At 39.9% G+C, this 11,569-nt stretch carries 11 protein-coding genes; 2 read left to right on the top strand and 9 right to left on the bottom strand.

Annotated elements, in window-relative coordinates; all coding sequences use genetic code 11:
• Positions 1-2: 2 nt before the first annotated feature.
• The 6 genes from AAEY94_RS14560 to AAEY94_RS14535 form a co-directional block, all read right to left on the bottom strand.
• A complete protein-coding gene (locus AAEY94_RS14560) occupies positions 3-1,859 on the bottom strand; it encodes a hypothetical protein (RefSeq protein ID WP_182745159.1) in 1,857 nt (618 codons plus the stop codon).
• A 146-nt stretch (positions 1,860-2,005) separates the two neighbouring features.
• Complete coding sequence (locus tag AAEY94_RS14555; RefSeq protein ID WP_350979128.1) at positions 2,006-2,239, bottom strand: DUF4011 domain-containing protein; 234 nt, start codon at positions 2,237-2,239, stop codon at positions 2,006-2,008.
• Between the two features lie 327 nt (positions 2,240-2,566).
• Positions 2,567-3,208, bottom strand: coding sequence for a nuclease-related domain-containing protein (locus tag AAEY94_RS14550; RefSeq protein WP_220487383.1), 642 nt, complete (start codon positions 3,206-3,208; stop codon positions 2,567-2,569).
• Between the two features lie 635 nt (positions 3,209-3,843).
• A complete protein-coding gene (locus AAEY94_RS14545; RefSeq protein WP_350979112.1) occupies positions 3,844-4,383 on the bottom strand; it encodes a GNAT family N-acetyltransferase in 540 nt (179 codons plus the stop codon).
• Positions 4,384-4,781: 398 nt separating this feature from the next.
• A complete protein-coding gene (locus AAEY94_RS14540; protein ID WP_182745393.1) occupies positions 4,782-5,051 on the bottom strand; it encodes a hypothetical protein in 270 nt (89 codons plus the stop codon).
• A 451-nt stretch (positions 5,052-5,502) separates the two neighbouring features.
• The gene (locus AAEY94_RS14535) at positions 5,503-7,197 is read right to left on the bottom strand and encodes a thiamine pyrophosphate-dependent enzyme (protein WP_350979111.1); all 1,695 of its coding nucleotides are present in this window, start codon (positions 7,195-7,197) and stop codon (positions 5,503-5,505) included.
• Positions 7,198-7,654: 457 nt separating this feature from the next.
• On the opposite strand from AAEY94_RS14535, the gene AAEY94_RS14530 reads away from it, so the two are divergent.
• Both AAEY94_RS14530 and AAEY94_RS14525 read left to right on the top strand, forming a co-directional pair.
• Positions 7,655-7,858, top strand: a complete 204-nt coding sequence (locus AAEY94_RS14530) for a YgaP family membrane protein (RefSeq protein ID WP_350979110.1) — start codon at positions 7,655-7,657, stop codon at positions 7,856-7,858.
• A gap of 245 nt (positions 7,859-8,103) precedes the next feature.
• The gene (locus AAEY94_RS14525; protein ID WP_350979109.1) at positions 8,104-9,075 is read left to right on the top strand and encodes a patatin-like phospholipase family protein; all 972 of its coding nucleotides are present in this window, start codon (positions 8,104-8,106) and stop codon (positions 9,073-9,075) included.
• Positions 9,076-9,164: 89 nt separating this feature from the next.
• On the opposite strand, the gene AAEY94_RS14520 is transcribed toward AAEY94_RS14525, so the two are convergent.
• The 3 genes from AAEY94_RS14520 to AAEY94_RS14510 form a co-directional block, all read right to left on the bottom strand.
• The gene (locus tag AAEY94_RS14520; RefSeq protein WP_350979108.1) at positions 9,165-9,353 is read right to left on the bottom strand and encodes a hypothetical protein; all 189 of its coding nucleotides are present in this window, start codon (positions 9,351-9,353) and stop codon (positions 9,165-9,167) included.
• Positions 9,354-9,357: 4 nt separating this feature from the next.
• Positions 9,358-10,704, bottom strand: a complete 1,347-nt coding sequence (gene nhaA, locus AAEY94_RS14515; RefSeq protein ID WP_350979107.1) for a Na+/H+ antiporter NhaA — start codon at positions 10,702-10,704, stop codon at positions 9,358-9,360.
• 573 nt (positions 10,705-11,277) lie between these two features.
• The gene (locus AAEY94_RS14510; protein ID WP_101088294.1) at positions 11,278-11,526 is read right to left on the bottom strand and encodes a DUF2171 domain-containing protein; all 249 of its coding nucleotides are present in this window, start codon (positions 11,524-11,526) and stop codon (positions 11,278-11,280) included.
• Positions 11,527-11,569 lie beyond the last annotated feature (43 nt).

Below are 11,569 nucleotides of genomic sequence, written 5' to 3'. Positions count from 1 at the left end.
TTCTATTGTTTTTGTTTTAAGTCATTTTTCGTTTCTGAACTTGTCCAAGAGACATGCTCGAACATGGCTTCACGCGCTAAATCCAATAACATTTGTTTTTTTGAAGGGGTTAATTGCCCCTCGAGTAACACTAAAGCACGACGATATAAATCTTCGAGGCTTTCGTAGCCTTTTGCCGTCATTTCATACCCAGCAAGTTCGCTCCACAGTAAGATTAAACCAGCTATCATTAAGCTGTATTGCAATAAAAGCATCAGCCACTCGTTAAGCTGAGTAAATATGGTAATTTGAAGTGTTAACTGCAACGACATCAGCACTAGTAATACAACACCAATACCAATTGAGCAGTAAAAAAAGCCCTTCGAGTATCGGTTCGCCATGCTTGCTGCATGTCTTGGGCGTTTATAAATAAGTTCTTTAAACGAACACTCACTTTGTTGCAGTCTTAAGCTTAAAAAGCTCAGCTGGTCCCGTAACCAGGTTTGTTCAATATCTTCGCGTTGAAAGGATATTTTATAACGCCACCAATCCAGCTCTGCAATACCAATGGCATGATTAAGCAACGGCAGGTGTAACCTAAAACGACGTGGAATAAGTGTTGTAGATGAAGGTTCAATATCAGCCATGTTCAAAAAGCCACGAATACGCATTGCCTCTGCCACACCACGTGCAAGTTGATAGTTCCATTTCATATCTTTCTTGGCGGTCTGATTAATCACCCACCAACAACTTAGAATGACCACAAAAATGAGGGTGAATATGCTTAGGCCTATATCTGAATTAACCCAGTTTCCGGCTATTTCATATAAGGCATAACCTGGAATGGCTAATAAAAAAAACATGAGTAAAAATTTGCGATATTCCGTTTGAGCAGCTAATGCTAGGGCGTCAGCGGTTTTAAAGATAGACTTGGTGCCTTGTAATCCCATATTTCCATCAGCTTCTTCCACCACACTATGTTGACTCGCTTTGCTATTATGTACCGCCAACTCAGCCACCAACTTAACGAACTCTTTTGATAGAAAGTCCTGCAAGTAACTGTCATTTTGCTCGCTTTTACGCAAACTCGAATACAATTTCCCAACCGGCGCAGGTTTACCTTCGGTATATTCAATAAACTCATACGCTACATCTACATCTACATTTGGGTTTTCATTTTGAGTCATTCGATCAACGCTAATGTGATGAACTAAACCTGAGGTTTGGCCATCAAAGTCAGAGGTGGGTTGTAAAGCAGGGTTTTCAGTTCCTATAGGCCATATGACTTCAGCCCCAAGCTTATAGATCACAATATCAGCAGTGCCTCCCACACCTAGAGAAGGTTTACCGTCCCAAAGTGACAGTAAGACATTGCTGTATTTAGAAATAAAGAGACCTTGATTAAGATATAAGCTGTTGCGTAATGCACCATATGCCGGGTCATTAATTGCGATTTGGTAATTTTCTTCACTCAAGTTATGGCGTACTTCAATGAGTTCATTATTATTTGAATCAAGCGCCGCAACGATTGTATTAAGCTGCTCTGCGGCATCAGGGGCATAATTCAACCCATAAAAGTCTGACAGATAGTGTTCTAATGGCATGGGTAAACAGCCAATTATCTTAAATGCACCTAGCTCACCAGCTTGCTGTATCTCAAGTGCCACTTCTGTTGCTAGTAAATCAGCGCCAGTAGCTAACCCCGTCATTAACCAAATTGGCGTATTTGAACCAACCACTTCACGCCAATATAACAGTGCTTGACGTATGTCATTTTTGTAGGGGGGATCTAAAATTGTCGAATTATATATGTCACGATGCCCAGTAACCCCAATAATAAATGGTAGGCAGTTTTCTAATACAGCATTTGGAGAGAGCATAAATTTAATCCATTAAAAGCGCGACGTTATTATACTAACTAGATAATAAAAAAGTAAAACATCAATTTAACATTTGTGGCAGTTTAAGTAAAAAATGTGATTTAGAAGTAATAGTTTTCAACGGTTAGTGAAGTTGTAAACTAACATCAAATATAATAAACTTTAAAAGTCGGTGTAACATAAATTATGTCAAGTGAAGTTCGGGGAATACGTGGTAGCTGATCAGGCATCTCATCGATAATTCGAATTAACCCGCTTGTAGTATGTTTAAAATTAAGAAGACGATTGCGGTTAGTTAGATCTAATAAGCGGTTTCGAATCGATTGAAGTGAATCGAATGCAAAATTATCATTTAAAGCAGATGCTGGAAAGTCATCCATAGATACCTCACTCTCCATGTGTTCACCCTTGGCTAACATTTCATAAAAGTCAGAGAAATAGGGCAACTAAGATCATAATTCGTATGTTAAAGGCTATGAAATGTATTCGTAGCAACTGAAACGTTTCTTTGTTACTTCGATTATGGATAGATGCTCAGAAATGATCAACACTAGGATGATGGTATTTCCATTTTCATATTAAATATGAGTGATCTAGATTCAAAAATACAACATATTCAATAAATAGTGTGCATGAAAACTGGTAACACTGAATTTAGCTGCATAATATAACCTGTATCCTCTTATAAAGGGCTTATGGTTGAAATATTAATCAGCCTTTGCCCAAACAAGCGAATCCTCGATTACCCTTAGAAACTCTTTGCCATTAAATCCTAATGGATACAAAGAAAAAGGCTCTGAAGAAAAATCAACCTGCTTTCCTGATGCCATTGACGATGTAATTTCTTTCTCTTGATTACACAAAAAATGAGCATTATCTGCCAGTGCAATCAAAAGCTCTTCAATGCTCACTTTCATAAAACCAGCGAAATAGTCATGGTCAAACTCGAGTGACGTATCAGCAATTAACCCTTTAATTTTAGGTGTTTCAATCGTTAATCCTAATATGTGTCTAAGTTCTTTATTTAAATCATGATCATCCTTAACTGCTTCGACTTTTTTTCTTACCTGTATACCCGCTTTACGTAATGTACGATCCCGGTGATGAAATATCTCAGATTGAGTTGTACGGTAGTATGTTGATTTCACTTCAATGATAAAGACAATATTGTCTATAACACAAACTAAATCAATCTCACCTGCTTCAATCCCGTTTGGAGTATTTGCTGTATAATTCCTTATAACATTGAAGCCACGGCATTCGAATGCATCACTTAACTGATTTTCTATTCTCGTTGTTTCGTCTTTTAATGAACTGCGCAGATTGGCAAAACGACGAAGATTATTCACTGCACTCACCGAACTATACTGCGTAGACATTAACCAAGGAAGTTGGACACAATGTGACCTGGTCAACATTAACGTTGAGCAAGTCAGTGAACTTTGAATTTTTTAGGCGACACTAAGTGAAATCGGAACGACTTAACAAGGCCAATGGACTCAGAATGTAAACTGAAGCACTTACATTCAATTTATCTCATTTAACATTAATTATCCGCATTAACTCATGAGATGTTTTCGAGATTTGGTGCATTTGATTTTGTATAGGCAAAGCGTATTTTGATAATTGTTGAATGAGATGAAATTTTCGAACACATCAATAAAATCTCTTACTTTTTTTCAAGCTTCAGTTTTCAATACAGATAATGCGGATGACTCTGACTTTTAACGATCCCTAGCTTAGTTTTATAGACGTAGCTAAACCATATTTTCCTGCTGTTGAGAATTAATTTCAGTCAGAAAAGATGGAAACTCTAAACAGGTACACTGCACTTGATCTGTCTATCGAACCTGCTCGGGGCACAAATAAATGTCTTATACGCCCTAACCCACTTCTAGACCAAATCGTGTCAGTGCCTGAGCTCTAACACTCACAATTAGAACAATCATAAGTATGCTTCAGATTGACTTGTTAGCTGTTTATTTTAAATTTTATAAGTAACTGCATTCAATGCATTTTGTTCTTGTTTTCTTAGGTAATTTACTACTTTCTCTTCAAACGATATATCGGAATAGAATTGCTTGATTAGGTATTTTGAAGGGATATCAGTCCGTTCCATTAATGGGACCGCTCGACCAGTCGCAATGACGTAAACATGAAAATCTTTATAACGTGCCAACATAGGTTCAATAATATTTTTAAGCAACGCATTAGCCAACAACGTAGCATAACCTTTATTACGATGCTCTATGACTGTTACGAAATGAATAATACCCAACTCTTTATAGTTCACGCCTTGATGACAAGTGACTTTGTCTGCACGGGCTTCAAAGTTTTCAAAAAGACTGTACCCTACCAATTCATCATTTACATAAAGTTTAATTATTTCTGCTTGAGTCCCGTTTTGTAATTCCTCGTGCTTATCTAACCACTCAAAAATGTACCACATTTTCATGTCGGCCTGACCCAAGGCGAGTAATTCATTAGTACACGTTTTGGCATTACAGTGTTCGAATCTAAGCATTAATAACCCATTTGAATCTTCGTAAATTAGTTAACATTGACCTGTGAACTTACTTTTATATAAATAGAGAACAAAATCAGCATAATAAAGACTAAGCTTGCCACTCCTTGTTAAATAGCCGCCCCCAGTGTGAGGATAGTTGTAGTGATCAAACGAATGACGCAGCAAGCTAATATCGCACTAAGCGTATTAACACAGTTGGTTGTACTTTTGATGCACGAACAAAACCAACTGCTTTAAACCGTTTAAGTCTCTTGTAAGTTGCGATTAGGAGATCTAAACAGGCTCCAACACTGCTCATCGAAGGTGCAAATCCAACATCTTTCTTTAGACTTTTCAATTAGCCCCCGATAATGTCACTTATCGGGATTAACAAAACACGAATTTATGAGCTGCTATTAATCTTCCATCCAATCCATATTCGGTAGTGCATTCAAATGCTGGCCATATCGTATTTCGTTAAAAGAGGAACCATTTTTCATGACATCGGAAACTTCGATAGCCAACGCGCAAGCCATCATTTGAATAGCTTCGTCACGCGGTGTACCTGTCATGACTAAACGCATCAAGGTTTCTTTTACCTTTTTGGGTTCACCGTCGGCGATTTGATTTTCGACTACTTCGATTAGTGTTTCTTCGGTCATGTAACTGTCTTGCTGCTTATCCATTATAACGACTCTGTTAAATATTTAACGCCATTATGCCGCAAGCATGGTGCAAGCCATAGAGTAAACTCCGAATTATTCGAGTGTTGCAGGCAATAACGTAACGTTAAGGTAGAGTAAGATTTATCTCTGTTGATAATCTGATTGGATGTTGTACGCTGAAACGAATTTTTTTGAGCTGACAATATCATCGACTAACACTTAAATGAGCACAAATGGGTTAAGCCCTTAACCCATTTGTGGACATAAACGTTTTAGTGTTATCAACTAAATGTAGCCTCAAAATATGAGAAAATGTATCCCTAACGACTAACGGTCTAGCCAACATTTCTTAACCATTTCAAGACTGACCTATTTCGGCATATTCACCTTGAGGATGATATATTTCTACTAGCCTGCACAACTCATAAACTGAGGTAATAGCATTTCGGAATCGTTCCCACATATTTTTAAATCAGTCATTTGAATTTAAAAACTCCTTAGCTTTAGCAATCGAATAATTTACTGCTTGAGCCAATTCGAGCTTTGGCGGCATGACGAGTTCATTAGGATCGATATGGACATCGATCAGACAGGCATTTTTGCTAGCAAATGCTTCTCCCAACGCTTTTACTAGCAGCTCAGGGCGATCTACACTCCAACCTTCACCACCGCATAAGCGAGCAAACTCTGAAAAGTCTGGATTTTTTAATGCTGTTTTATAATTAGGGTAACCGCTGCTTTCTTGCTCTAGTTGAATTAACCCTAGTTTGGCGTTGTTAAAAATAATAACCTTTATGGGTAATGTTAGATTGACTGCAGTAATAAACTCTTGCATTAACATGCTAAAACCACCGTCACCAATAAGGACTACCACCTGCCGCTCAGGAAATTTCAATTGCGCGCCTATCGCACCAGCCATGCTAAATGCCATTGTGGCCAAGTTGCCTGAGAGGGTAAATAATTGTTGTTCAGTAACGGGTAGATGTCGTGCGACCCATGCGGTCACTGTACCCGTATCACAAAGAAAAATGGCATCTTTATTCGCAAGCTCGCCGACGGTTCGAGCCAGGCACTGGGGTTTTATTGGCATATCTTGCGAGTTTTCTGCTTCGCTTTGCTCTTCTGACCAACTCCTTTTCTGACGCCGACATTCAGTAATAAAGTTGTCGTTTTCTTTTTGAAGTAAATCAACGATTAATTGGTCTAGTACTTCACTTACATCTCCGACTATCGATACATCCACAGGGCAACGTCGACCAATATGTCGAATTTCTTTATCCACCTGAATAACTTTGGCTTTTCCTGGATAATATTCTTTGTAGGGAAAATCAGTCCCCAGCATCACAAGTAAATCACAATTATTCATCGCATCAACAGATGGCCGCGTACCAAGTAGGCCAAGCCCTCCTAAGGAATATTCATGCTCATCCGGAAGTAGTACTTTGGCTTTTAGTGTTCTGATAAGTGGGGAGTTGCATTTTTTCAACAAAGTAAGTAACTGTTGACGTGCTGGTATAGCCCCAACACCCGCTAGAACAACAATTTTTTCAGCTTGCTCAATTAAGCTAATTGCACTGTTTAATGCTGATGCTAAAGGTTTAGTTGGTCCCGTTTCAGCGCCCGCTATTGGATGACCCGTAATGTCAGCTTCAACTTGCTCAGTGGCAACATCAGCAGGCAAAGCAATATGAGCAACCCCTTTTTCAATCAGCGCACTATTACACGCTTGCTGAATAATCTCGGGAACACGATCAGAGGCAAATAAGGTTTGATTAAACACAGCCACATCAGAAAACAGAGCTGATGAATTAATTTCTTGATGCGAGTGATTACCGATTTCACTGCGTGGTAACTGTCCAGTTATTGCAAGAACGGGGGCATGGTCGAGCTTAGCGTCATACAGACCATTGAGCAAATGTATGGCCCCACCTCCAGCAGTACCAACACAAACGGCAAGTTTACCGGTTAATTTTGCTTGGGCTGATGCGGCGAATGCCCCGCTTTCTTCATGGCGAACTTGTATAAATTCGATTTCTCCATGGCGGCGTATGGCGTCCATCAAATCATTAATAGCATCTCCTGGAATGCCAAAGACATGACGGACACCATATTGATAAATCGTCTCTACGATATGATCGACAACTTTGCGTTTTTTTATTGCAGCCATAAATATCTCTCTCCGTTTAAAATAAGCTTCACGAAATACACTTAATCAAGCAAAATTAATAGGTTACTGAATTTAATAGCATTTTATTAATGGTTAACTATTTATTTAAGATCCAATAACACATCATACTGTGCTACGAACTTTGACTCTGTGCGTCACCGTACCCTCTGGCTTTTGCTTTCTCACGAATGTTGACAAGTTAAATACAATTGACCGTTTTTTAAAGTAACGTTATCTCAAATGATAAACCCTAGCAGAAAATAATTTAGCCTATTCGCCATGTCGCTCGATTTAACCATTCCTGAAAATTATCTCGCGTGCGCTGGCGAACAGACGCCGGGAACAGTTACGATTTATGCTTAGAGACATCTAATCGATTCGCGTAAGGCTGGAACGATATTCGATCTTATCTGTAACTTAGCAGAGTGGCCCAGTGACTCGACAAAGGAGAAATACGATGAAGACGATGAAGACGAATGAAGGTATGCTCGATCGCTCGCTCCGTGTTACCGCCGGGCTAGTTCTTATTGGACTTGCTGCCACCGACACAATTGGCATATGGGGCTATATTGGCGTTGTGCCGCTGCTTACTGGAGCGGTAGGCTTGTGTCCTCTATATTCGCTCCTAGGCATAAACTCCTGTTCGGTGAGTAAGCGCTGAATCTAATCCACAGCGAATGCCCTGCTATCGTGAAACACCATGTCAAAATCCTAACAGGACTCGCGTTCATGGTACGACTCTTCTGTTCGCGAGGTTAAGTTAGTGAACTTCTGTTCGCGCGGTTAAGTTAGCGAACTCGGAATTGTACTGCTTAAACACCCGAGCTCATTGTTACTGCCAACAGATATCTAATCGCAAGTTCTACGACGTTATTTTATTCAGCATTTTTTATAAAAAGGCCTGCTATGAAAGTCATTGCATCACCCCCCCCAATTAATCCTTGTGAAGAGTCATGTGTTAAAATGGCACTTATTGCAGAAGGTGGTGGGCAACGAGGAATATTCACAGCCGGTGTATTAGATGCGTGGTTAGAGAATGATTTTGATCCTTTCGATTTATTTATAGGGGCGTCTGCAGGCTCACAAAATATTACAAGCTTTTTATCTCGTCAGAAAGGTTATGCCAAGAGATTAATTGGTGAATTAACACGTCGTAATAATTTTTACAAACTAGGCCGTGGATTAGCAGGTGGCAATGCTATTGATTTGGATTGGTACTTTGATAAAACCGTTCAAGGTAATTTTGCATTAGACTTTACGACAGCAACTAAATCATTGGGTCAACGAGAATTATTGTTCAGCGCAACGAATTCACGCGATAGACAAGGCTATTTCTTAAGCCCAAACGGTCATACAAGTCACTGGCGCCAATTACTTAAAGCCTCGAGTGCATTTCCTTTTTTGTATAAACAAGGGGTCAAACTCACACCTAGGCAGGCCTTTAGCTCAACAAATAAGGCCAAAGCAAACGTTGATGACCATAAAACAGACATCTACCTTGACGGTGGACTTGCTGAGCCTTTACCTGTACGAGAATCCTATCGCCGTGGTGCTAAAAAAATTGTGGTTATTCGAACGGTGAATGCCGACTGTCATACTCAGGCTGCTTGGGTACGTAAACTTAAGTCATGGATTTACGTGTCTGGGTATTGCCCAAAAATGATTGATTATTTGGTACAGCATGAGCAAGCTTATCAAAAAGAACTCGCCTTTATCACTAACCCTCCTGAAGATGTCGAAATTATTCAAATTTTTGCGGAAGACAATCTTCAAAGTAAATTGTTAGGGAGTACTGATATGGATTTACAACATGATTATCTTGCCGGTATCACTGCGGGTAATGCTTTTTTGGAGACTCAAAAACGTTTTGTGCTGTAAACACTTTACATGATCTAAGCATAATCTAAGCATAATCTAAGCATAATCTAAGCATAATCTAAGCATAATCAAAGCATAATCAAATTAATTTATACCTGTTTTTGTAAACCAGTAGAATGAATATTACTAGGCAATAAAAAACATTTTTTAATGCCATAACCCCGATGCATTAAACTAAAAGTATTAACCCGCTCAAGTACCACATAATACTCTTCTATTAACGTAAACGATGCTGCAATATCGGTGACATTTATGTTAACCGACTTGTGATGTCTCATTGAGTCATTTTTTTCGTTTGTTTGAACCAATGAATCTAAGATATAACGCACCCAAAAATGCAGACATAACCGATGCGACCAAGATGGATGTTTTTGCGTTATGGAGATGTTCAGGTTGCCCGTCAAACCCCAGTGTCGCAATAAATGTGGACATGGTGAAGCCTATCCCGGCTATCAGTGAAGCACCAATAATGTGTTGAATATTAACTCCCTTGGGTAATTTACCTATTTTGTAGTGCAGGCCCAACCAGCACGCGCCGGAAATGCCAATAAATTTACCGACTACAAGGCCAAAAATAATCCCTAATCCAACTGGGTATTGGAGGCTGTCGATAAACGAACTAAAACTAAACACTACGCCAGCATTAGTCAACGCAAACAGCGGTAAGATGAAGAGTGCTACAGGTAGATGCAGTACATCTTCCCAACGACGCAGGGGAGTGCCAGCATGTTCTGCTAAATCGCGCACTTCCAGTACCTGTTTATGGTCCTCCTGACTACCAAGAACGTCCACTTCTTCTATTTCTTGCTGAAGAGAGCTGATTGTTGTTTTAGCCTTATCAAGCGACTTTGCCGACGCCAACTTCGGCCGTGCTGGCACCGTCAATGCGATTGCAACGCCAGCAACAGTGGCATGAACACCAGACATGAGCATCATCCACCAGGTTGCAATACCGATGATAATATAGAAAATTGGCTGTCTTACGCCCGCGTAGTTAGCTACTGCCAAGAAAGTAATAAGTGAACATGCGCTAAACAGATATATTACGGATATTTCCTGGGTATAAAATAGTGCAATAACGAGTATCGCCCCAACATCATCAACGATGGCGAGCCCAACTATGAAAGCCAAAAGACTGGCAGGTATGTATTTTCGCACTATGGTGAGTACACCTAGCGCAAACGCGGTATCGGTTGCCATTGGGATACCCCAACCGATCTGTGAATCAAGTCCCCAATTGAACAAGGTATAGATCGTAGCCGGTAAAATCATTCCGCCTATGGCACAAATAATCAACATGCGCCGATTTTCAGGTTTAGCGAGGTCTCCGGCTAGCACCTCGCGTTTGATTTCAAGTCCAATCAATAAGAAAAATATCACCATTAAACCATCATTAATAATGTGTTTAAGTGAAGATCGTAACTCAACATCACCCAAAAATATTCCAATCGGGGTGTGCACAAGATCTAAGTAGGTAGAAGAATAGGCTGAATTTGCCCACCATAGGGCCAAGATTGTCGATAACAGAAGAAACAGACTGGAGGTAGTCTGCGCTCGAATAAAACCCGAAAATGGTTCGTGCATATATTCCAAACCACGCTGCAATATATTTTTAGATTCGTTTGCCATATTAATCACCTGTCATCATCTCGCCTAAGAAGTATGTTTATCTTCTGAGTAGAAAATATTTTTAGGCTTAAGGAGTTCGAAAATACTATAAATTGCGTTTTTTCGATTGTTTTATAACTACTTTATTGAACAAAAACGCTTTACGAAAAAAAACTGCATGACCCTGAACTCATAGAGCCTGCATACATGAAAATGCGTTATGGAGCCTTAGCTACATTGCTGTAAACGTAGGGGGCTGCGCCTATCAATGTTGTTAAGCAGTATATTGAGCAGCAAAATAGACCACATTAAACTGTGTTGCTGTTTTCGCCATGCTTATTGGCCATGACGGGGCATGTTGTCGCGGAGATCAGCCATTATCATGTTAGTTGCTGAATGCGAAACTCATTACGCAAGTCTCCTGCCATTTTGAACGGCGCGAAAGCTAAAACTTGAACACTGTTTTTGATGTCTATCATTTTCACGTGAATTGTTGGGGGAAAAGTAAAGGCGGGATATAAAACCGTGGTTCCCGCTCAAGTATTAAGATGGCATGAGTACAATGCCACCTTTGTTTAGCACTACAACAAGACTTTAGTGTCCTGTACCTGTTGGCGGAGTTTGAGACCATTCCTGCATAGCTTGGTCTCCTGGACGATCAACTTTCACTTTATCGCCCTCAGTTGAGGTTACCCAGCTTAATGGAATGTAATGGTGTTGACCGCCCTTGTCTTTTTTAAGCTTAAGGGTATCAGTGCCCTCCATATGATCTACAGTAGCAAATTGACCATCTTCGGAGCAGACAACAGGCATGTCAGGTTTAATTTGGTTGGTTTGAATCATAGTTTCCCCTCAGAGCTCAGTACAAGCCCTTCTATTTATAAAT

This window comes from Shewanella sp. AC34-MNA-CIBAN-0136 (assembly GCF_040309945.1).
In the GTDB taxonomy this organism is placed as follows: domain Bacteria; phylum Pseudomonadota; class Gammaproteobacteria; order Enterobacterales; family Shewanellaceae; genus Shewanella.
This window is presented reverse-complemented; position numbering and strand designations above follow the sequence as displayed.